The following is a 22,379-nucleotide window of genomic DNA, read 5'->3' as shown; positions in this document are numbered from 1 at the left end:
ACCTACCGGTTCCGGGGAGACTTTCCGGTCCAGGCGAAGGCGGGCAGGTCGCCATGGAAGGCGACGGTGTTCCGGCCGCTGCCCTTGGCGTGGTACATGGCATGGTCCGCGCAGGACAGCAGCAGCATCGTCGTGGTGGCGTCTTCGGGCGCCGAGGCCACGCCGATGCTGGCGGTGACCGGATAGCGGCTCCCGTCGACGCTGAATCCCCCCTGGAACAGCGCGAGGATGGAGCGGACCAGATCCTGCACATAGGCGGTTCGCGGCCCCGCCTGCACCAGGACAGCGAATTCGTCCCCCGCGAACCGGGCAGCGATGCCGGGCGCCGCATCGCAGGCGCGGGCGGTCTCGTTCAGGGCCAGGACCAGCGCATGGGCCACGGCCTCCAGCAGCGCGTCGCCGGCACGATGACCGTACTCGTCGTTGACCATCTTGAAATTATCGAGGTCGATGAACAGCATGGTGACCGGCTGCCCGGTGGTCTTTTCCTCGTGGAAAAAGCGCTCCATCATTTCATTGAAATAGATCCGGTTGCCGATCCCGGTCACCGGATCCGTCTCATAGAGGCGCTGTGTCCGCTTCAGCGCCTGGTCCAGTTCCCAGTGCAGGCGCCTGACATTCGCCGCCAACCGCCCGACTTCGCCAGTGCCGGGCACGTCGATGGTCTCGCGCTGCTGCGTCATGATGCCGCTCACCTGCCGATCCAGTTCTTCGACCGGGCCGGTGACGAAACGGCGCACCAGCACCATCAGCACCCCGATCGACGCCACGCTCAGGCTCAGGCTCATGGCGGCGGAGATGATGGCGATCTTGCGGAACCGGCCGTTCAGGTAGGAACCGGGCGGCGTCAGGCGGGCATACAGGTCCGGCGCCAGGCGGACGACGGCCGACAATTCGCCGTTCGGCGCCAGGGGCGTCGCGGACGTTTCGATCCGGGTCCTGTACTCGGCCTCCAGCCCGGTCCGGAGAGCCTGGAAATGAACCGGGCGGATCGCGATCTGCAGCAGCACCGCCTGCTCTCGCTGCGACAGGACGGGCTGGCGGGCGGTTCGCGCCTGCACCAGGCTGGACATCAGCAGATAGGACAGGCCGTCATTCTCGACGATCAGGGCCGAGCGCGTCGGCGCCTCGTCCGCGATCACCGCGCGCGCGAAGGCCCGCTGCCGCTCGCCCGCCGTGCTGAACGGATCCTGGCCATTGTCCGAGTGGAATACCAATCGGCCGTCGGGTTGAAAGATGCTGCACGACACGAACGTATCGTCCCGCGGGTCCAGGGACTGGAGACTGTCCTGGATGCCGACGGCCAGCGCGCGCGTCCGGTACGTCTCGTCGGTCTCGTTGAGGAACAGCAGGAAGGCGTTGCTGTTGCGCACTACGTACAACAGCCGCGACCCGAGGGACAGATAATCGGCGTAGGAGGATTTGAGCTGGAAGACCTCCTGGTCCAACCGCGCCTTCTGCAGACCGATCACCGCCGCCCGGTAGCCGTAATAGGCCAGTCCCCCCGCCAGGACGTATCCCAGCAGGACGATCGGAAAAATCAGGGAAAACGCGCGTTTATTGAGCGTCATGGATGACGGCCAGGGCGCTCAGGATCCGGCGACGGAGCGGCAGGCTGTCGGTCGGCACGGGCTTGCGGTACGTGACCGGAATCCCCGCGGGCGGATAGATCTGCGGGTCGTCGCGCATTGCCTGCGGCAGCAGGGCGGCGGCATGCAGGTTCGTTGTCGGCTGCTGCAGGAAGATGGCGTTCCGGGCGGCATTGTCCGGACGGGCGAGGAAGGCGACGAAGCGCTCCGCCAGTTCCGGCTGCCGGGACCGGCTCAGGACGGCCAGACAGTCGACCCACAGCATGGCGCCGTCCCGGGGGGTCACGAAGCGCCATGGCCGCGCCCCGTCGCTGGTCATGTTCAGGGTTCGCTGATCGCCCGAATTGGCGAGGCCCATGAAGATCCTGTCGTGAAAGCTTTTCTCCTGCTGCGCGGTGACGGACAGGCTGTAGGTCAGCACGGCCGGAACCTGCGCCTTCAGGACCGCGAACGCCTGCTTCAGGTCCTCGGTATCGCCGGTGTACATCGGCCGGCCCAGAAACCCCAGGGCGGCGGCCAGGATCTCCTCCTCGTCGTCGGTCATCGCGATATGGCCGGCCAGGGCGGGGGCGGGGCGCAACAGGTCGGCCCACGAAGCGGGCGGCGTGGTCACTCGGTCGGTACGATAGACGATGCCGGTGCCGCCCCAGATGTAGGGAACGCCGTACCGGCCGCACATCGACCGCCACCGCGCCTCGCTCTGCGCCTCGGGGGGCAGGGGATAATTGCCCTGATCGACCAGCAGCCCGCGTTGGCCCAGGGCGTCGATATGGCCGCTGTCGATGACCGCCATGTCGATGGGCGCGTCGGCAGTGGCAATCAGCAGATCGCGCCGCTCCCCATTGTCGAAGATGATCTGGTTCAGTTCGGTCCCGCTCGTGTCGGCCCAGGCCTTTGCCACGCCGGGATCGAGGTCCCACTCCCAAATCAGCAGGTTCAGCGAGACGGCACGCGCCCCGGGAGCGTACGAGAAGGCCAGCAGGCCAACCAGCAGACAGATGGAGCGCCACATCCCCGATCCCGGCGCCGGTCCCGCCACCTGCCCCGCATGCCTCATCGACCGACCGCCGCGCGCCAGCGTTTTGCCTCCCCGTCCCCGTCAGGCAGGCATGTGCGACGCGACACCCAGCCATGCGGGCACCATAGGGCAGTTTGTCGACGCGCAACCATGTTTTAATTTTTCTTTCAATCCCATTTCGCAACGGCATGGTCGGCAGAACACAGTCCCGACCTGCCCTTACGGCGACACCAGGACGTTATAGGCCAGGTAGATAAACAGCGCGCCGCCCAGCAGCAGCAGAATCCCGATCAGGACCAGATCGGTCCGGCCGCCGCTGTCCGCCTGCATGTCCTGCGCCTCGATCCCGCGCCGCATCCGGCGGTACCGCTGGGTCGCGACCACCATCATCGCGCCGCCCAGCAGCACCAGCAGCAGGCCGACGAAATCGGCGAACAGGTGCCGGCCGATCGAGACGCGATGACCACCCAGCGACGCCGCCGCGACCTGGAGGAACAGGTCGAACCGTTCGACAAGGAAACCGAACGCCATGACGGCCAGCGCGGTGCGGATCCACGCCAGGAATGTCCGTTCGTTGGCGGCATGATCGGAAAAATGGGCAATCACGGCGGCCTCGTCCCCCGATCACACCGGCATCTCACGCGATATCCCGCCGGCGGCGCCGCCAGGACGCCATCGCCGGGAAAACCCCGTCGCGCAGGATCAGTCCATGCAGCAGCGCCGCGCCCAGATGGACGACGATCACGCCGAACAGGGTAAAGGCCAGCCAACTGTGCAGGTGGCGCAGTGCCGCGAACAGCACCGGATCGTGCGGCAGGATCGGCGGCAGCCGCACCGGCCCCCACAGCACGACCGGATAGGCCCCCGCCGACAGCATCCCCCAGCCGACCAGCGGCATGGCGAACATCAGCGCGTAGAGGATGATGTGCGACCCGATGGCGGCGATCTTCTGGACCAGGGGCATGCCGGCCGGCAGCGGCGGCGGGGGCACCAGCAGGCGGTTGGCCAGCCGTACACCGGCCAGCAGCAAAATCGCGATGCCCATGGGGCGATGCAGGGCAACCAGCGTGGCATAGGCCGGCCCCTCGGTTGCGGCCATGAACACGCCGACGAACAGCATGCCCAGGATCATCGCCGCCATCAGCCAGTGCAGCACCCGCGCCAGGGCGGAAAAGCGGACAACGGGGGTCATGGCCTGTCCTTCGCCGCGATCATTGCGGGGGTGATGGCGCTGGGCAGCTTGACCTCACCCGCGCGCAGGGTGAACGAGCGCATATAGGCCGCCGATCGCGCGGCAGGGATCGGGTCATCCGATGGCACGATGCCGGGCGGCAGCACCAGCGGGTCGTAGGTGATGCCGGTGCAGGGCCCGCCATCCTCGCTCTCGGCGACGTCCAGGGTCAGGGTTCCGGCTTCGACCTGCCGGCGATCGGCGGGCCAGGGCAGGGTCGGATCGGCCGTCGGGTCGGACGGTGCGCCGATCGTCACCATCAGACGCCAGGACAGCGGATGCCGGCCCAAAGCGGTGAGCAGATCGTCGAACAGATAATCCTGGCCGGTCCCGGCGCCGGCGGGTACCACCTGCTGCAACGGCACCATGTTCCAGCGTACCGGGGTGGAGACGCCATCCGCATTGATGAAGTGGAAGGTATCGAGACTGCGATAGGTATCGTCGCCAAAGCCCGAGGAAACCGGACGCGCGCCCACCAGCGCCAGCGCACGCGCGACCTCCGGATGTCCGGCCAGGAACGGCCCCACCCGCGCCGGGTCGGGCTTGCCCGTCGCGGGGTCGGGACGGGTGGCCAGCAGCAGGTCGCGGAATTCCCGCGCCGTCCGCGCGACGAAGACCGGAATGTCGTTGATCCCCATGCGCCATTCCGCCCCGTCCGGGGGCGTGATGCGCAACGCCATGCTGCGCACCTTGGCCGGAGCATCGGCCTGGAACGGCATGCCGCCCGCCAGCGCGAAGCGCCCGACCACCATCGAGCGCCCGGGCCGGAACACGGCCGCCTTGGACAACGGCATGGCCTGGCCGCGGCTCTCGAACCAGCCGGCGACACACACCCCCTTGGCGTGGTTGCGCCGGAAGCCGGGATGAACGCCGTCCACCGCCGCCAGGGCCTCCATCATGCGCGCCTGCGTCAGCCGATGCGGCGACAGCCACCCGGCGCTCCAGGCGAAGGCGGCCACCACGCCCGTCATGACAACGCCGATCCCCGCCATGCGCAGCATTGTCCCCGGATCGAACAGGGACGCGGGTCCGGACGCTCCGCCTCCTTTTGGCGGCCCGCTTCGCGGCTCTGTCATCGTGCCCTCTCCGACCTGTCCGGCTTCTGGAGGCCAGACAACGCGCCTCTGCCGCCGATCGTTCATCCGACCGGTGAATCGCGTGTCGCGGCGCCTTCCGATCAGAAGCGCATGCGGACCGGCCGACGCGACCCGTCATGAATCGCCGGCAACGTTACCCCATTACCTCACTGTTTTGTGCGGTCATTCCCCGTGAATGGATGCCCGGCATCAGGACGCGGTCCGGGGGCCGGATGGGCGGGACAGGACAGGACTGGTCTTTGCGCCGACGCATTGACTTACAAAAATGAATTATCCAGAAATGAATCCTTAAAACTCTTCGCATGACAAAGAGAAGCCAGCTACATGACGCCTGCCCCGCAGAGACGGTTTTTTGTATCCCTTTCCAAGAAGTTGATAGGCACTGCCGGGGCCGCATTCGCCGTCATTCTTTGCTGCGCGATCGCGTTGCTGGCCTGGAGCACCAAGACACGCGTCGAACGCTTCGTCTATGCTCAGGCGCAGGCCGAGGCACAGATCGCCGCCAATGAAGTCGCGACAAAACTGGCCGAGCAGAATTCGGCGGCAAATCTGATGAGCGGCGCAGTGGAGGCCGCGCATGAGGCCGGGCTGCATGACCGCGCTCTCGTCGTGGCCATGCTGCGGATGAACGAACGCCGGTTTCCCGATCTCTATGGCTCGTGGATGGAAGAGGCCCCGCTGGGCTTTGACGGGACGAGCGACCCGAAGGCGCCAGGAAACAACACATCCGGGATCTTCAATCCCTACTGGCTGCGACAAAGCAACGGCACGCTCGAATTCTCGGCATTGCCCGCCCATTACTCGCAGTCGTGGTACACACTCCCGATGTCCCTGGGCAAGGGCATCATTACCGAGCCCTATGTCGATGAGGGCAGCAGCGTCGAGATGGTTTCGTTCGCCTATCCGGTGAAATTCGGCGGCAAGGCGATCGGCGTCACCGGCATCGACGCGCCCCTCGACCGGCTTTCCCACATGCTGGGGACCATGCGGCCGTTCGGCAGCGGGCGTGTCATGCTGGTTTCCCGCAACAGCACATGGGTGACCAATCCGGATGCGCATCTTCTGATGACGGCCTACGCGGGAGAGGGTGCCAAGGAACTCGCCGCCGCCCTCGCCGATGGCCGGCCCCGCACCCTGCACGAAATCCACGGCGGAACCATCGAACGGGTGATCTATCCGTTCGCCATACCGGATCTCAAGACGACGTGGGCCATCATCGTGGATATCCCCGAAGACGTCTTCGCGACGCCGGTCTGGCAGGACGTCAGGATGATGATCCTGGGCGGGATCGTCACGGTGCTGCTTGTCCTGGGCACGCTCTATGTCATGGTCGTCGTGCTGGTCCGCCGCCCGATGGAATCCCTGCTGGGCTCGGTCGAGGCGCTCGGTCGGGGCGATTACGCCCGCCCCGTCATGGGTCAGGGCCGAGGCGACGAAACCGGCACCATCGCGATCGCGCTGGACGGTTTCCGTCTTGCCCTGGCCACGAGCCGGCAGAACGAAGAGGCCGCCGCCGAGAGCCGCCGCCAGGCCGAGGCGCTGCGCAGCGAAGCCCAGGCCGCGCAAGCCGCCCGAGCCGCCGAATTGAGGAAAGTCGTCACGGAACTGGGCAATGGGCTGGAGCGTCTGGCCGGGGGCGACCTGCTGTTTCGCCTGCGTGAACGCTTCGCGCCCGAATACGAGGTGCTTCGTGAAGACTTCAATGCCGCGATGGACAAGCTGCAGGAGGTCGTAACATCCATTGCGTTTTCGGCACGGAGCGTGACCGCCGGTTCATCCCAGATCGCCGTGGCCTCGGAGGACCTGTCCCGCCGGACCGAACAGCAGGCAGCCAGCCTGGAAGAAACCACCGCCGCCCTGAATCAGATCACGACCACCGTTCGGAAGACCGCCGAGGGGGCAAGCGCGGCTGATACGCTCGTCAGCAGCGCCTCGGCCGATGCCGAGCATTCGGGCGTGGTGGTGAAGGAAACTGTCGCGGCAATGGCCGGAATAAAGGACGCCGTCAGTGAAATCCGGCATATTCTGGGGCTGATTGATGAAATCGCGTTCCAGACCAATCTTCTGGCGGTGAACGCGGCGGTAGAGGCCGCCCGGGCGGGCAACGCCGGCCGAAGCTTTGCCATCGTCGCGACCGAGGTGCGGGCGCTGTCCGAACGGTCGTCGGAGGCCTCCAGGCAGATAAAGGCCCTGATCTCCACATCCGGCGAGCAGATCAATCGCGGCGTGAAGCTGGTGGGCGAAACGGGCACCGCGCTCGGCCGGATTGTCAGCCAGGTCGGGCGGCTCAGCGAATTTATCTCCAGGATTTCATTGGCGGCGCGAGACCAGGCAACAGGGCTGACCCAGGTCAATACCACCATGACCCAGATGGATCGCGTGACCCAGCAGAATGCCGCGATGTCCGAACAGTCGAGCGCGGCCTCTCATTCCCTGAACAAGGAGGCAGCCGTGCTGGCCCGGCTGGTCGGGGAGTTCCATATCGGCGAGCCGGAGACCCTTCGCCCGACGTCCCCTTTTCAGGAGAAAACCTCAAAACTCGTCAATTCCGCCGAGAGGCGCTGACTATCGAACGGCCGGCACCGAGGCGCATTCCATAGAAAGCGCCTCGCCAATCCCGTGACCATCCCCTAGAACACCCCGACCCCAGAACTTCCAGACCCTAGAATTCCGGGGCATCAGACCCGCGGGGCATGGCAACGCGCCCTGCCCTGTCTCGTCCTCCTTGTCCCGAACGGTGTGGCCTGCCTCATGCTTCAGATCGACTCTCTCGTCTTCAACGCCTGGGGGCGGCGCTTCTTCGACCGTGCGTCGGTGACCTTGCCGAACCCGTCGAAGGTCAGCCTGGTCGGCCGCAACGGGGTCGGCAAATCGACCCTGTTCAAGCTGATCATGGGCGAGTTGCAACCGGATTCCGGCGAGATCGCCATCCCCAAGGCCGCCCGGGTCGCCGCCGTGGACCAGGAACATCCCGCCACGCCCATCAGCGTGATCGATACGATCCTGGCCGCCGACACCGAACGCGCGGCGCTGATGGCGGAACTGGAGACCGCCGAACCCGAACGCATGGGCGACATCTGGTCGCGGCTGATCGAGATCGACGCCGACAGCGCGCCCGCCCGCGCGGCCGAAATCCTGAACGGGCTTGGCTTCTCCACCGCCGACCTCGACCGGCCGATGGCCGAATTCTCGGGCGGATGGCGGATGCGCGTGGCGCTGGCCGCCGCCCTGTTTTCGCAGCCCGACCTGCTGCTGCTGGACGAGCCGACGAACTATCTGGACCTGGAAGGCGCATTGTGGCTCGAGGCCCGGCTGGCGCGCTACCCGCATTCCGCGCTGATCATCAGCCACGACCGGGAACTGCTGAACAATTCGGTCGATTTCACCCTGCACGTCACCGAAGGCAAGCTGGAACTGTACACCGGCGGTTATGATTCGTTCGAGCACCAGCGCGCCGAGAAGATCCGCCTGCAAAGCGCCACCCGCGCCAAGCAGGAGGCCGAGCGCGCCCACCTGCAATCCTTCGTCGATCGCTTCAAGGCCAAGGCCAGCAAGGCCGCGCAGGCGCAAAGCCGCATGAAGCGCCTGGCCAAGCTGGAGCCCGTCGCCACCACGATCGAGGCCCGTGTTTCCCCCTTCATCCTGCCCTCGCCGCCGCGCCCGCTGGCCCCGCCGCTGATGCGGCTGGAAGGGGTCGAGATCGGCTATGGCGACGACGCGCCGGTCCTGGCGGGGCTGGACCTGCGGCTGGACGTCGACGACCGGATCGGGTTGCTGGGGGTGAACGGCGCCGGCAAATCGACCTTCGCCAAGATGGCCGCCGGCGCGCTGGCCGCGCGGTCCGGACGGGTGACGCGATCGGGGCGGATGGAAGTCGGCTGGTTCCACCAGCACCAGATCGAGGCCCTGAACCCGTCCGATACGCCGCTGGACATCATCCGCGCCGCCCGCCCGACCGACAGCGACCAGTCCCATCGCTCGCGCCTGGCGCAGTTCGGCATCCATTTCGAGAAACAGGGCACCACGGTCGAGGCCCTGTCGGGCGGCGAACGCGCGCGGCTGCTGCTGAACATGGTGGCGATGGCCGCCCCGCACCTGCTGATCTTGGACGAACCGACCAACCACCTGGACATCGACAGCCGTCGCGCCCTGCTGGACGCGCTGAATGATTACGAGGGCGCGGTGATCCTGATCACCCACGACCGGTCGCTGATGGAACTGGTGGCGGACCGGCTGTGGCTTGCCGCCGACAATACGGTGGCGCCGTTCGACGGCGACATGGACGATTACGCGCGCTTCGTCCTGGACCGCGCGCGCGGCGGCACCTCCGCCCCGTCGCAGGCCGCATCAAAGGAAAAGCGGCGCAAGGGCAAGCGCTGACCGGACACCGGGGCGTAACCGCGATGCCGACCAGCAGATAAGGACGCTCCTGCACGTCCTGACCCCATGGAAGGAGACAGGCGGGAGCCGGGGTTTCAGTTGGCCGGCAGGGCGTCGGCTTCCGCCTCCTCCATCGCCGGCTGGCGCACGTCTTGCCGGCCCGGCAGCACGACCAGGAATCCGCCCAGCGCCACGGCGGCCCCCGCGACGGACACCCAGGCATAATCCAGCCCCGCGCCGATCACGGCGCCGCCCACCAGCGCGCCCAGCGCGTTGCCCAGGTTGAAGGCGCCGATATTGACCGACGCTGCCAGGTTCGGGGCTTCGGACGCCGTGGTCATCACCTGCATCTGCACCGGTGACACGATGGCGAATGCCGCCATGCCCCACAGGAAGATCGCGACCACCGCCGCCAGCACATGGGTCATGGCCAGCGGCAGTACCAGCATCAGCCCCGCCAGAAGCCCCAGCGCACACAGCAGCGTGCCCCGCAGCGACCGGTCCGCGAACCGCCCGCCCAGTCCGTTTCCGACCGTGAAACCGACGCCGATCAATACCAGCATCGCGGTCACCATGCCCGGAGTGGCGCCGATTCCCTGTTGCAGGACGGGGGCGATATAGGTCAGCAAGGTGAACATCGCCCCGGCCCCCAGCACAGTGGTCAGCAGGGCGCGCAGCACCTGCGGACGGACCAGAACGCCGAATTCGCTGCGGATTTCGGCCGGTGTCTCGGCGGGCATCTTCGGCAGCGCCCGCCACAGCGCCACCATCGCCACCAGCCCCAGCAGCGCGATGCCGGCAAAGGCCTGCCGCCAGCCGACGACCTGGCCGATCCAGGTGCTCAGCGGCGACCCGACGATGGCGGCCAGGGTCAGGCCCATGAACATGGTCGCCACCGCGCTGGCCCGCCGGTCCGGCGCGACAAGGGCTGCCGCCACGATGGAACCGACGCCGAAAAACGCGCCATGCGCCAGCGCCGTCACCATCCGCGATGCCACCAGCACCGCGAAATCCGGCGCCAGGGCGGACATCAGGTTGCCCAGCGTAAAGATCGCCATCAGCCCGATTAGTACCCGGTTGCGGGGCAGGTGCCGCGCGCCGATGGTCATCAGCGGCGCGCCGCCCATGACGCCGAACGCATAGGAACTGATCAGCAGGCCCGCCGTGGGAATAGCGACGTGGAAATGCGCGGCCACCACGGGCAGCAGGCCCATCGGGGCGAATTCCGTCGTGCCGATGCCGAACGCGCCGACCGTCAGAGCTAGCAGGGGAAAATTGAATTTCATGTCGTTCCGCACTCTCTCCGCCCGGATGTCACCAGTATCGGAGCAGGATAGGTCACGTGACACTTGTCACATATCCAAATAGTGTGACGTGACACTTTTGGGGTTCGCGGCATCATGCGCCTTCAATCCCCCTGGCAGCCCCGGCTGGCCGACGGCCCGGCCGCGCCGTCCGAACGGCTGGCGACGGCCCTGGCCGACGACATCCTGTCCGCACGGCTGCCGACCGGCGCCCGCCTGCCGGCGCATCGCGACCTGGCCTGGAGGATCGGCATCGGCGTCGGCACGGTGACGAAGGCGTACGGCATGCTGGAACGGCGCGGCCTGGTACGCAGCGTGCGGGGGCGCGGCACCTTCGTCGCCGCCCTGCCGGGCCGGCAGGGACCGGTGATCGACCTGTCGGTGAACATGCCGCCCGCGATGATCAGCGAACGCGCGCTGGCCAGGACGCTGGCGCGGATCTCGCGCAGCATCGACCCGGACCTGTTCAACATCTATCCCCCCGTGGCCGGGCATGACGAACATCGCCGGATGATGGCGCGCTGGCTGTCCGGGCTGGGGATGGATGCCGCCCCCGACCGGCTGCTGCTGACGAACGGCGCGCAGCAGGCACTGGCGGTCGCGATGGCGGTCGCCAGCCCGCCTGGAGGCACCATCGTGACGGAAGCCTGCGCCTATCCCGGCGCGCTCACCCTGGCGCGGCAGACCGGCCGTGCGGTCGCGGGGGTGGAAATGGACGCACAGGGCATGCGGCCCGACGCCCTGGACCGCGTGCTGGCGGGCCGCCGGGAGGCACCCATGGCGCTGTACGTCACGCCCACGATGCATAATCCGACGACGGCCACCATGGACGCCGGCCGCCGCCGCGACATCGTGGCGCTGTGCCGCCGCCACGATGTCGCGATCATCGAGGACGACGTCTATGCCTGCACCGAACCCGACGCCGATCCCCAGCCGCTGCCGCCGCTGGCCATGCTGGCGCCCGAGCGCACATTCTATGTCAACAGCCTGTCGAAGACGCTCAGCCCCGGCCTGCGGATCGGGGCGCTGGTGGTGCCGCCCGCCCATCTGGACGCGGCCGAATCCGTGCTGCTGACCACGTCGCTGATGATCGCGCCGCTGTCCTATGCCGTGATGGCGCAATGGATGCTGGACGGCACGGCGCTGGCAGTGCGTGCCGCCATCCGGACGGAAGCCGCGCGGCGGCGCGACCTGGCGGCCTCACTGCTGGGCCCGGCCATGACCTATCCGCGTTACGACGGGTTCCATGTCTGGCTGCCGATGGCCCGTCCCGATGCGGAACGACTGGCCGAAGCGGCCGCGGCCGAGGGCATCGCGGTGACCGCGCCCGGGGTGGTCAGTGTCGCGCCGGACGCCCCCATGACCGGCATCCGCCTCTGCCTGGGCCGCGCGCGGCTGCCCGACCTGACACGGGCGCTGGAAACCATTGGCCGCCATATGGGGCGGGCTGGGGTACCTGACCCAAAGCCCGCCCATGCCGCTATTGCTTCTGCGCCAGCAGGGGAATGATCGCCTTCGACAGGTCGGTGCCCCAGGTATGGTAAAACTCGGCGGTCAGATGGACGCCGTCCTCGGTCTCGACCTTGCCCGGCTGGAACATGGTGGTCGAATCAATGTAATGGCAGGGCGCCACGTCCTGCTTCAGGAAGGCCGCCGCTTCGGTCGCACGCTGGTCGGTCTTGCCGTAACGCGGGTTGAACTGCCCCCAGGTCGGCCCCACCCAGATGCAGTTCGCGGACCCGATCTGGCCCACCAGGGCGCGCACCTGCTCGTCGATCCATTCGCGGGGCAGGGCCTTCTGCCCGTATCCGGCGATCGTGTCGCCGAACACCGCGATCACCGCGTTGGGATGCCATTGGGCCACCAGCGCCGTCATGTTCGGCGGGGCCTGGTCCTTGCCCATGAACAGCTTGATCGGTTCAACCCCGACGCGCATCGTGTAGCCGCATGCATTCGCAGGCTTTTCATCCACCCAATCCTCGGGCTTCGACGAACACAGGCCGTAGGTGACGACCTTGGCCCCCTGCCGCGCCAGTTCGTCGGGCAGCGTCGCCAGCAGCGAGTTCTTGAACGTGATGTGGCTATCGCCAATCAGCAGTACGGTCAGACCGACCAGTAACGGGTGCATTCCGTCCTTATTCCTTTTCCAGACTGGAAACGTCAGACGCTTCCGTATTCCATGATGAACACGTTACCCTCGCGCGGCTGGTCCGGCCGCCAGGTAATCGCGCACCCGCCCGCCGCATCCGGCTGCCAGCCGATCCATGTTTCGTACACCCCTGCAAGGCATGCGGCCAGCCAGTATCCCGCAGGGGCGCCCAGACCGCCCAGCGTGGGCAGGCCGGCATGGCGGATCTGCAGGACGTGTCGCCCCCGGTCCAGCGACAGGCTGACCTGTCCCCAGCCGATCAGCGCCAGCAGGGCGTTCATCTCGTGCTCCATCGCCTCGATCGTCGCACAGGGCGGCAGCGTCAGTCGCTCGGCCATGCGCGCGCCGACCGCCCGCAGGAAACGGTCCCGCGCCTGCGCGCCCGCCTGTTCGTCGAACGAGCGGGCGAATTCACGCAGGAAAAGCGTCAGGTCAGCAGACATGTCAGGGCATACCCATGAAATCGTAATGGACGGACAGGCCGGCCGTCGTCTCGCTCCACGGCCCGGCTTTCTGGTAGATGAAATTGCCGCCCACGCGCAGCGTCGGCGTGACCTGGTAGGACAGCAGCGCATCCACGCTGCCCACTACACCTGACGCCGACCGCGGGCGCGCCAGATACGCCGGATCCTCCTCGGTCGTAAGACCGGCCTGAGCCGCACGCTGGGAATAGGACTGGTAACCCGCCGATCCGCCGATCTGCCAGTTCCAGTTGCCCTGATGCCCCGCGTACCGCACCGGCACGAGAAGCGCGAAATAAGATTGCGGCGAGAAATATCCGCCATGACCCAAAGTGAACAGGTACTGATTATTGTTATATTTGAACCAGTCCAAGTCAATGCCCAGATGCACTTCATGCACCGCGTCATGGAAGACCGAGACGCTGCCCCCGGCTCCGGCCTCGTATTCCTCATTATCCTGCGTGCGGCTGCCCTGCAGGTAGGAAAATCCGCCCCCGGCATAGAACGACATCATCTCGTCGCCATATTCCACCTGCCCATGGGCGCGATTGCGCACGACCCCGCCCCAGCTCTTGCCGGACGACGCATCGCGCATCCCGCCATAGGCCAGGATGCTGTCGGTCACCGCGCGGCGTTCGGCCGTGACCCGCAGGCGCAGCCGGTTCGACACCTGCGGGCTCAGTTCCACCCCGCCCAGCACATTCGCGACACGGAAACCCAGCGGGGACGACCCGACATCGGCTTTTACCCAATTCCACGCATAGGCGGCGTCGGTGGCGACGCCGACCGCGCTGCCCGTCGTGGTATCGGCCGTGCTGTCGGTGCCCGACGCAAGGACCGTCGGCGTGATGCCCAGCGACACGCGGCCCAACCCGACGGCAAAGGAACCGGTCATCGCCAAATCGCCTTCGGTCAGCTTGCTCGACCCGACGCCGGACCGTCCCAGAAATACCGGGCGGACATCCACGAACGGGGCGAATTCCCGCGCCGTGCTGGTCACGTCGTTGTCGATGATGGCCAGGATGGGGTCCTGCTCGCCCGGCTGGGCGGCATGCACGCCCGGTGCGGACGCGCGGAACGGGTTGTCGGTCGGTCCCTCGACACCATCCCCGGCCCGATCGGCGCCGATCTGCTGGCGGCGCAGCGCGCGGGCGCGCGACAGATCATCCAGACTGGCGACCCAGTTGCCGCCGGCCCTGTGGATGGCGGCCGAGGCCAGCCAGGTGCGCGGGTCGGCCGGGGCCTGTTCGGTCATCTCGCGCAGTTGGTTGTCGGCCTCGTCCGGATCGTCGGTCTGCAGCGCCAGCCGCACGACCGACAGGCGCGCGTCCAGGTCGGTCGGGTCGTGCGCCACCACCGCCTTGCTGATCGACAGCGCCATCCCGGGCCGGGAACTGGACTGGTACAGCCGCGCCAGCGCAAGGCGGGCCGCCGGGCTGGGCTGGCTGGCCGACAGCGCGGGCTGCAGCACATCGTAGGCATCGGCCTGCCGGCCCTGCGCGTTCAGACGGTCCGACGTCATGATGGCCACGCCGGTCTGCAGGTCGCGACGGATCTGCTCCTGCTGGTCGTCCAGCCTGGCCTCACCGATGCTCCCCAGCAGGTCGCGGACCTTTTGCGGTTGCTGCATGCGCAGGAACGCCCCGGCATAGGCCAGGCGCTGCGACACCGACGGCGACGGCGCGGTGTCGAGAAACACCTGCAATACCAGCGCCGCACCGGCCGGATCGTGCCGGTCGATCATCGCATTGGCGATCAACTGCCCCCGCGCGCCGTCCGGGTCATGCCCCTTGCGGGCGATCTGCAGGTAATACAGCCGGGCCTCCGGCAGATCGACGGGCGCGTTCTCGACCAGTTCCTGGTCCTGCGCCCGATCGGCGACACGGCGGATATCGGCCGTCATGCCCGCCCGCGGCAGGCGCGCCAGCAGCTGCCGCACCGTACGCATGTCATTGTTCTGATTGGCGAAATAGATACTGGCCTGCAATGCGGCGGTACTTGGGTGCCGATCGTCCGCCAGCAGCGGGGCCATCACGTCACGGGCCTCGTCGCGGTTGCCGGCCTGCACCAGTGCCTGCGCCAGATGCAGCCGAACCCACGGATCGCTGCCCTGCGCCTCCAGCCCCTGCCGCAACAGCGAGATCTTTTCATCCAGGTTCGTCGTGCGTTCGGCCCGCGCCACCAGGTCGCTTGCCTGCATCTGCCGCTCGAATGCCGGCGAGAGCCGGCGCAGGCGATCCATCAGCGGCGCCGCCTCCTGCTCCCGCCCCGAACCCACCAGAAGGTGATACAGGCCCTGCAACGCGGTCTGATTGTTCGGCTCCTTGCGCAGGACCTGCCGGTACAAATCCTCGGCGCCGGCCTGATGACCCTGCTGGCGCGCGATATCCGCCTTCATCGCCAGTAACCCGGTCTGTGACGGGTCCAGCGCCAGCATCTCGTCGGCCAGACGCAGCGCCTCGTCCAGATGCCCCCGCTCCTGCAAGGTTCGGACCTGGGAATACGCCTGCGCAACCTTCGCCCCGTTCAGGGCCGTGCGCCACTGGGACGCGTTCTCGGGGTCGGCCTGCACGGCCCTTTCCAGAAGGTCGCGCGCCTCCTGCGTCCGGCCCTGCCGCACGCGGACCAGCCCCAGCCCGCCCAGCGAAATGCCGTCATTGGGCGCATGGGTCAGCGCGGCGGCAAAATGCGCCCCGGCCCCTTCGATATCGCCGGCATCCAGTGCCTGATAGCCCTGCGTGCGCTCCAGAACCGCCTGTTCGGACAGCGCCCCCTGCGCCTTGGTCCGCAGGGTCTGGACATCGGTATCGCCCGGGTTCAAGGCCAGCCAGGCGTCGAAATACGGTACGCTTTCCGGTGCTTCTTGCAACCAGTTCAGCGCGGCGCGCCAGGCCTGGCGGATCGCGTCACGGTCCTGGGGACGCAGGTCCGGCAGCGCCGCCATCTGCTGCAGGCGCGCAAGGCCGTCCGCCCGGGTCTGCGCACGCCAGGTCAGTACCTGGGCATAGGCGATCTGCGCGGCCATGTTGTTGCGATCGGCCTGGACCAGTTTCTTCAGCCCCGCGCGTCCCTCCTCGCGATAGCCTATCGCACCGGCCAGGGTTTCGTAATATTCCACCGCGTATTGCGACGGCGGCCCATCGGGAAACAACTTGCGGTATCCGGCGGCGGCGGCGCCCGTATGGCCCTCCCGCGCCAGTTGGCGAACCTGCGCGATGCTGGCATCCGGCACGGACTGCACCTGCAGCACCTGGTTCAGCCGCAGGGTCTCGGGCGCCGTGGGCGCGATGGCGGTCAGAGACCGCGCCACCTTGCGCGCACCCTCCAGGTCGCCAGCATGCAACGCCCATTCGCCCGACAGCGCCAGGACCCGCGTATCGCCCGGCGCGATCTGCCGCGCCTGCGCCAGCGCCTGCTGTGCGTGGTCCATCTGGCCGTGATCGTACCAATAGCGCGCCCGTTCGACCAGGATCGCGACCAGCCCGGTATTCGGGTTCGGCGCGGCGCCCGCCTGATCGGCGACCGGGCCCGCAACCTGGGCACGGGCGCCGGGCGACAGCGCCAGCGGTGACGCACCCAGCAGCAGCAATCCGATTCCGGTTCCGGCCAGCGCCCTCGTCACCGCGCGCGTCCATCCCCGTTGCCGGGGCCAGGCGCGTCACGCGGGTCGACATAGGCCTTGCGCCGCGCCGCCCGCCGCGACATCTCCTTGTGCAGCGCCAGGCCGGCGACCAGGGCGCCCAGTGCTGCAAATGCCGTCACGCGAACCGGATGGCCACGCAGGAACCAGTCGAACCACAGCCACCAGGGCAGCGTTCCGACCGTGTAGGTCGGCCCGTTGCGCGAGGCCACGATCTTGTCGCCGTTGATGACCGTCAGATCACCCTGAATGCCGCGCTGCCGCGTGGGAACCTGCAGGGCATGGACCAGTTCGTCCAGCCCCTGCGGTGTACCCGCCAGCATCATCACCATCGACCGATGCACCGCGAACGGCGAGCGCGCGCCGATCAGCGCGCCGCCCGATTCCAGCCCCAGCGAGCCATTCACCGTTACCGTCCGCAATGCGTCCGCGGCCCCGTCGGCAAAGGCATAGCGGATGCCGTTCAGGATACTGCGCTCGGCCACGCGCAGGCGTCCGTTCTCGATCCGGTAAGGGGTCTGGTCCAGCAGCGTGGCGATCGGGCCGCTGTTCTGCACCATGCCCATGACCAGCAGATCGCGGTCGGCGACGGCGCCGATCCTGCTGGCGCCCTCGATCGTCACCCGTTCCGCCGGAAACCAGGTATAGGAGCCCAGCACCCCCATCAGGTCCAGGAACGCCGTCGCCACCGCCGGCCCGGGCTGGTCCGGCAGGACGACGACCGTGTCCGACAGATCCGCCATGCGCGTGAACGGAAAGCCGCTGTTCGCGAAATAGGCGAGGTTGGGCAGGGTGGTGAAATGATGGGCGCGACGGAAATCGAGGGTCGATTCCGGATCGATGCTGACGGCCATGTCCTGTGCCGCCACGCTGCAATCCCGCCGGACCATCGGGCGGCCATCGAAATAGAACTGCAATTCGTTCTGGCCGTAGACGCCCCATGAGGGCAGCGACAGCCGGTCGGCCTCCAACGCCGAATCGAGCGGCAGATATTGCGCGATCCAACCCGGCAGTTTCTGTGACGGACGCCAGGCATAACTATGCAGGTACAGCCCGTTCAGGCTGACATCCACCCGCGATTGCTGCCGGTCGAAATTGCTGGCCAGCGGGGTATGGATACGGAAATCGGCAATGAAGGGTCGGCCACGCCAGGTATACAGGTCCGGTGAAATGCGGAACGGCACCGCCAGCGTGCCGGGCACGTAGCCATAGCCCTGAAGCGTGCCGATGCTGACCAGCTCCCCGAAGCGGACCACCCGGTCGGTCGGAATGAAGGCCGGGGCATCATAGGGCCGACGCGCCGGCACGCTGACGGGCACGACCGTCTGGCTGGACGCGCTGGCCAGGGATTCGGGCATGAACACCAGGGTGCGGGCGGCGGCGGCCACCTCGTCCGGGGTGCGGCCGGTCACCAGCAGGATGGTGCCGAATGGATCGTTCGGATTGGCGATTTCCGCCAATGTCGGCCCGTTGACCGCCACCCCCTTCGTGATTGCGGCCGGCAGGCGCGACAGTACGCCCACGGCTACCGCATTGCCCGCAGCCGGCGCGGTCTCGGACACCGGGAAGCCGACCCGGTGGAAATCCGCCAGCCGGCCGAACCACGACGCCACGACCGCCGCCGGCTTCAACGTCGCGGCCTCCGCCCCCGCAGGCAGCACGAATGGCACCACCGCGGGTTCGGCGACCGTGGGGTCGAGGAAGGGGGCCGGCAATTGCGACAGGATCCGCCGGGGCGGCAGGGGGGCGGTGGTCAGCGTCAGCGTCGACTGGCCCGACACCTCGGCCCACAACATGCCGCTGTACGGGTTGCTGCATCCCTGCCCCCCCGTTCCGACCGCGTCCTCCTGTCCGGCGAAGGTGAAATTGATGGTGTTCCGCCCGAGGAAGAACACCGGATTGATCTGGAACGTCATCGGCCCGAAGGTCGGATGGTCGCGATCGGCGGAAATTGTGCCGATATACTGGTCGTTCACCCGGACGGTCACGCTGCTGGCCGACGGCAGCAGGGCCGGTGATATCGCGCCGGTCAGGGTCAGGCGCGCGGCGGTGACGACCTGGCTGCCGGGAATGCCGAAATTCACGCCCTGGATGGCCGCGAAGGGCGTCATCCGCAGGGATTGCGCGGTACCGAACTCACGCAGCGTGCGCGTGCGGGTGGAGGTGCCAGGCAAATCGCTGGCCGGTGCGTCCGCGGACAGGCCACCCGGCGGCGCGGACGGCACGGCGTCGCCGCCCTGCGGCGGGCCGGCACGATCGGGCAACAGCACGGCGTCATCTCCCCCGACCGGCGCACCGGTGGAGGGGGGCAGTCCCGATGGGACCGGCGCGGGCAGCGGCGCCGCTGGATCGGCCGGCGCGAGCATCGGGGCGGCGGCCTGGCTTGTCTCCGCCCGCACCACGCCCGGGAACAGCAGCGCGGACGACAGCGCCACCATTCCGGCCAGCATCAGGGGGGCGCCGGTCTTGCGGGGTTCCACCGTGACGGGGCGGCGGCGATCGCCGCTGACGCTCTGCCGTGCGCGGCGCGCGGCCCTGGTCGCATGGGCGTCGCGGCTGGCGCTGGCCGGACGGTCGCCGCGAATCGCCAGGCTGCGCAGGCTGGCGACGATCATCCACAGGCTGCGCAGCGGACGATCGGGCGGATAGTCCCCCCACGAGACCCATGCATCGGCGCGACCGAATACGAAACGAATCAAACGAGCCTCATCCTGGATAGTGGCCGGAGTCCATTGCAGGTTCACCACGCCGTCACGCAGGGCCAGCGCGCGGGCACTGACCGGCGGGTCGTACGGTTCCAGCAACATATGCACCGTGCCGCCGGCAACGAAGGTCTCGCCCTCCGCCAGGTCCAGTTGCACGCGGCATCCGCCGCGCGACACGTCGATGGTCGTGCCCCGGCACAGGCGGCCGTCAGCGGTACGCAGGGTCACCGGCAGCGTGGCGTTGATCCGCGCGTCGCGCCGGACCTGCCGTGTTTCGTGCCCCACGGTGATGGCCACCAGCACGATCAGCATGCTGACGCTGATCCAGGCCAGATTCGTCCACAGCGCATTGATGGTCAGCCGGTCGTTGTGCTGCGCCAGCAGGCGCCACAGCCCCCAGCCGGCCCCGCTGGCCAGCACGCCCAGGAAAACGATGTTGGGATAGATTGCCCGCCAGTCGGTATACGAACGATCGAGGATGCCGCCCTTGTCCGTCACGTTGAATTTCCCCAGCCGGGGCATCAGCAGGGTCACGATCGTGATCCGCACCAGAAACAGCGCCAGCACGGTCTCGTAGATCTCGCTCCAGAACGAATAGCGCCAGTTCCTCTGCACGCGCGACGAGGTGGCGATGCAGTGAAAGAAATGGGGCACGGCATAGGCCAGCAGCGCAAGGGGCGAGGCCGCGATCAGGGTCTGGTTGAACAGCAGGTACGACACCGGCGCGCTCAGGAACACCAGCCGCGGGATGGCGAACAGGAACCCGGCCATGGCCGAGAAGTAGCACAGCCGCTGCGGCACTGTCAGGCCGCGTCCCAGCAGCGGGTTGTCCACGCGCAGGATCTGGATCATGCCGCGCGCCCAGCGGATGCGCTGGCCGATATGCAGGATCAGCCGCTCGGTTGCCAACCCGGCCGCCAGCGGCATCCGCAGATAGGCGGTGGACCACCCCAGGCGCTGCATCTTCAGCGCGGTGTGGCTGTCTTCGGTCACGGTCTCGGTGGCGATCCCGCCCACCTGGTCCAGCGCCCGACGCCGCAGCACCGCGCACGAACCGCAGAAGAAGGAAGCGTTCCAGAAGTCGCTGCCGTCCTGGACCAGACCGTAGAATACGTTGCTTTCGGGCGGGACGTTGCGCCCTTCCGACAGGTTCCGCTGGAACGGGTCGGAGGAATAGAAATGATGCGGCGTCTGCACCAGCCCCACGCCGGGATCGACCAGGAACCAGCCCATCGTGGTCTGCAGGAAGGCGCGGGTCGGAATATGATCGCAATCGAAGATGGCGATGTACTCGCCCCGGGTGATCGCCAGGGCATGGTTCAGGTTGCCCGCCTTGGCGTGGGCATTGTTGGGACGCGAAATATAGCCCGCGCCGCACGCCTGCGCGAATTCCAGGAATTCGTCGCGATGGCCGTCGTCGAGGATATAGACGTTCAGCCGGTCGGCGGGCCAGTCCATGCTCATGCACGCCAGCACCGTTCCGCGCACGATATCCAGATCCTCGTTATAGGTCGGGACATAGACATCCACGCTGGGCCAGGCCGACACGTCGTCGGGCAGAGGCACCGGCTTGCGCTCCAGCGGATGCAGCGTCTGGAAATAACTCAGCACCAGCATCATCAGGGCGTAGCCCTCGGCCAGCAGCAGGCCGGTGCTCAGAAACGCCTGCGGCGCGGATCGCCATTCCACCGTCTCGGTCAGGCGCCAGGCGACATAGCGGAACGACACGACCAGCGACAGGATCTTGAGGAACAGGGTCGCCTCGCCGCCCTCCCGGCGGTCGACGACGAAGAACAGCACGATGCCCGCCACCGCCACCACCAGTTGCTGGTCGTCGGACAGCAGCGCCAGCGACGCCATCAGCGCCGTCGCCGACCCCAGCAGCCCGCAGGCCGCCAGGAATTTCGGCCCGTGCCGCCCCTCGGACAGGCGAGCGAAGGGGCGGCTCAGCCAGGCCGCCAGGCGGCTGCCGGGAAGGCCGGAGGGCCGGCGCGTCGTCGCCTTCGCCATCATCGCCGCCCCAGCGCCATCAGCAGTTTCCGGCAGATGTCGGCGATGTCGTGACTGGCCTGCGCGCGCGGGGCATAGGCGGCGACACTCTGCTGCGCCGCCAGCGCCTCGGGCACGTATTCGTCGCGATGCACCATCCCCAGCAGGCGCGGCCCCATCTGGGCGGCCAGGCCGCGGGCGATGCGCGGCCCCAGGCGCGTCATGGGATCGAACTGGTTGATGACGAAATACTGCGCCGCCGACAGCCCATGGCCGTACGCCCGTCCGGATTCGATATCCGGGAACAGGGCAGCCGAGGCCGCATCGGCCGCCAGCACCGTCAGCAGCACATCCACATGCGGCAGGATCGCCCGCAAGGCGGTCGATGGGCCGGGTTCGGTGTCGACAACCACCATCGCCGCGGGATCGGCGGCCAGAATCCGCAGCGGCTCGGCCAGCAGGGCGGGGGCCTGTTCCAGCCGGGCCGATATGTTCACCGATGCCCCCATGTCCATCGTGCCGTACGGCAGCACCGTCACCCCGTCGACCGTGCGCTGCCCCACCTGATGCCATAAATGGGGCTGATCCAGCACATGGGTGAAGCCCCGCCCGTGATGCAGCGACACGCCGAGGTGCAGACGCAGCATGTTCTGGGGGTCCAGATCGACGGCGACGACGCGCAGCATCGGGTCCAGCGCCAGCCCCGCTGCCAGATTCGCCGCCATCGTACTCTTGCCCACGCCACCCTTGGGAGAGACGCAACAGATCAACGGCATCGAGGACCCTTCGCCGCCGCGTCCGTCATTGTCCCAGGCC

Annotated in this window: 14 protein-coding genes; 3 read left to right on the top strand and 11 right to left on the bottom strand. The window is 67.7% G+C overall.

Features of this window, described 5'->3' with window-relative positions:
• Positions 1-2: 2 nt before the first annotated feature.
• The 5 genes from HLH34_RS03060 to HLH34_RS03040 form a co-directional block, all read right to left on the bottom strand.
• The gene (locus HLH34_RS03060; protein WP_183118136.1) at positions 3-1,571 is read right to left on the bottom strand and encodes a diguanylate cyclase; all 1,569 of its coding nucleotides are present in this window, start codon (positions 1,569-1,571) and stop codon (positions 3-5) included.
• Positions 1,558-2,601 carry a polyamine ABC transporter substrate-binding protein gene (locus HLH34_RS03055; protein ID WP_244959581.1) on the bottom strand — a complete coding sequence of 348 codons (1,044 nt, stop codon included), beginning with the start codon at positions 2,599-2,601 and terminating at the stop codon, positions 1,558-1,560. Before HLH34_RS03055 ends, HLH34_RS03060 begins: the two co-directional genes overlap by 14 nt.
• 225 nt (positions 2,602-2,826) lie before the next feature.
• Complete coding sequence (locus tag HLH34_RS03050; protein ID WP_183118134.1) at positions 2,827-3,213, bottom strand: YidH family protein; 387 nt, start codon at positions 3,211-3,213, stop codon at positions 2,827-2,829.
• Between the two features lie 31 nt (positions 3,214-3,244).
• Positions 3,245-3,799 carry a cytochrome b gene (locus HLH34_RS03045; RefSeq protein WP_183118133.1) on the bottom strand — a complete coding sequence of 185 codons (555 nt, stop codon included), beginning with the start codon at positions 3,797-3,799 and terminating at the stop codon, positions 3,245-3,247.
• Positions 3,796-4,830, bottom strand: a complete 1,035-nt coding sequence (locus HLH34_RS03040; protein ID WP_244959579.1) for a catalase family peroxidase — start codon at positions 4,828-4,830, stop codon at positions 3,796-3,798. Before HLH34_RS03040 ends, HLH34_RS03045 begins: the two co-directional genes overlap by 4 nt.
• Positions 4,831-5,259: 429 nt before the next feature.
• Between HLH34_RS03040 and HLH34_RS03035 the strand changes: the two genes are divergently transcribed.
• Complete coding sequence (locus tag HLH34_RS03035) at positions 5,260-7,500, top strand: methyl-accepting chemotaxis protein (RefSeq protein ID WP_183118131.1); 2,241 nt, start codon at positions 5,260-5,262, stop codon at positions 7,498-7,500.
• Positions 7,501-7,686: 186 nt separating this feature from the next.
• On the top strand, positions 7,687-9,315 hold the full coding sequence (locus tag HLH34_RS03030; RefSeq protein WP_183118130.1) for an ABC-F family ATP-binding cassette domain-containing protein: 1,629 nt from the start codon (positions 7,687-7,689) through the stop codon (positions 9,313-9,315).
• A 95-nt stretch (positions 9,316-9,410) separates the two neighbouring features.
• On the opposite strand, the gene HLH34_RS03025 is transcribed toward HLH34_RS03030, so the two are convergent.
• On the bottom strand, positions 9,411-10,601 hold the full coding sequence (locus tag HLH34_RS03025; RefSeq protein WP_183118129.1) for an MFS transporter: 1,191 nt from the start codon (positions 10,599-10,601) through the stop codon (positions 9,411-9,413).
• 114 nt (positions 10,602-10,715) lie between these two features.
• Between HLH34_RS03025 and HLH34_RS03020 the strand changes: the two genes are divergently transcribed.
• Positions 10,716-12,128, top strand: a complete 1,413-nt coding sequence (locus tag HLH34_RS03020; protein WP_183118128.1) for an aminotransferase-like domain-containing protein — start codon at positions 10,716-10,718, stop codon at positions 12,126-12,128.
• On the opposite strand, the gene HLH34_RS03015 is transcribed toward HLH34_RS03020, so the two are convergent.
• From HLH34_RS03015 to bcsQ, 5 genes are read right to left on the bottom strand one after another with little or no spacing between them, the layout of a single operon-like run.
• Entirely contained in the window at positions 12,100-12,747 is a 648-nt protein-coding gene (locus HLH34_RS03015) for an SGNH/GDSL hydrolase family protein (protein ID WP_183118127.1), read from the bottom strand. The two genes, HLH34_RS03020 and HLH34_RS03015, sit on opposite strands and share 29 nt — an antisense overlap.
• Positions 12,748-12,779: 32 nt before the next feature.
• On the bottom strand, positions 12,780-13,211 hold the full coding sequence (gene bcsD / locus HLH34_RS03010; protein ID WP_183118126.1) for a cellulose biosynthesis protein BcsD: 432 nt from the start codon (positions 13,209-13,211) through the stop codon (positions 12,780-12,782).
• A gap of 1 nt (position 13,212) precedes the next feature.
• A complete protein-coding gene (locus HLH34_RS03005) occupies positions 13,213-16,851 on the bottom strand; it encodes a cellulose synthase subunit BcsC-related outer membrane protein (RefSeq protein ID WP_183118125.1) in 3,639 nt (1,212 codons plus the stop codon).
• Positions 16,848-21,587, bottom strand: coding sequence for a UDP-forming cellulose synthase catalytic subunit (bcsA, locus tag HLH34_RS03000; protein WP_183118124.1), 4,740 nt, complete (start codon positions 21,585-21,587; stop codon positions 16,848-16,850). The genes HLH34_RS03005 and bcsA overlap by 4 nt, the downstream gene beginning before the upstream one ends.
• Positions 21,584-22,339, bottom strand: a complete 756-nt coding sequence (gene bcsQ, locus HLH34_RS02995) for a cellulose biosynthesis protein BcsQ (protein ID WP_183118123.1) — start codon at positions 22,337-22,339, stop codon at positions 21,584-21,586. Before bcsQ ends, bcsA begins: the two co-directional genes overlap by 4 nt.
• Positions 22,340-22,379: the final 40 nt, after the last annotated feature.

The organism is Gluconacetobacter azotocaptans (assembly GCF_014174355.1).
Classification (GTDB): Bacteria; Pseudomonadota; Alphaproteobacteria; order Acetobacterales; family Acetobacteraceae; genus Gluconacetobacter; species Gluconacetobacter azotocaptans.
Note: the sequence above shows the minus strand (reverse complement) of the source record. Positions and strands in the feature narration are given on the sequence as shown.

What these genes read in the sequence shown, in the direction of transcription:
- bcsQ (WP_183118123.1), bottom strand. Translation starts at nt 22,339, where the DNA reads ATGCCGTTGATCTGTTGCGTCTCTCCCAAGGGTGGCGTGGGCAAGAGT.
- bcsD (WP_183118126.1), bottom strand. Translation starts at nt 13,211, where the DNA reads ATGTCTGCTGACCTGACGCTTTTCCTGCGTGAATTCGCCCGCTCGTTC.
- HLH34_RS03015 (WP_183118127.1), bottom strand. Translation starts at nt 12,747, where the DNA reads ATGCACCCGTTACTGGTCGGTCTGACCGTACTGCTGATTGGCGATAGC.
- HLH34_RS03040 (WP_244959579.1), bottom strand. Translation starts at nt 4,830, where the DNA reads ATGGCGGGGATCGGCGTTGTCATGACGGGCGTGGTGGCCGCCTTCGCC.
- HLH34_RS03020 (WP_183118128.1), top strand. Translation starts at nt 10,716, where the DNA reads ATGCGCCTTCAATCCCCCTGGCAGCCCCGGCTGGCCGACGGCCCGGCC.
- HLH34_RS03035 (WP_183118131.1), top strand. Translation starts at nt 5,260, where the DNA reads ATGACGCCTGCCCCGCAGAGACGGTTTTTTGTATCCCTTTCCAAGAAG.
- HLH34_RS03055 (WP_244959581.1), bottom strand. Translation starts at nt 2,601, where the DNA reads ATGTGGCGCTCCATCTGTCTGCTGGTTGGCCTGCTGGCCTTCTCGTAC.
- HLH34_RS03060 (WP_183118136.1), bottom strand. Translation starts at nt 1,571, where the DNA reads ATGACGCTCAATAAACGCGCGTTTTCCCTGATTTTTCCGATCGTCCTG.
- HLH34_RS03045 (WP_183118133.1), bottom strand. Translation starts at nt 3,799, where the DNA reads ATGACCCCCGTTGTCCGCTTTTCCGCCCTGGCGCGGGTGCTGCACTGG.
- bcsA (WP_183118124.1), bottom strand. Translation starts at nt 21,587, where the DNA reads ATGATGGCGAAGGCGACGACGCGCCGGCCCTCCGGCCTTCCCGGCAGC.
- HLH34_RS03025 (WP_183118129.1), bottom strand. Translation starts at nt 10,601, where the DNA reads ATGAAATTCAATTTTCCCCTGCTAGCTCTGACGGTCGGCGCGTTCGGC.
- HLH34_RS03030 (WP_183118130.1), top strand. Translation starts at nt 7,687, where the DNA reads ATGCTTCAGATCGACTCTCTCGTCTTCAACGCCTGGGGGCGGCGCTTC.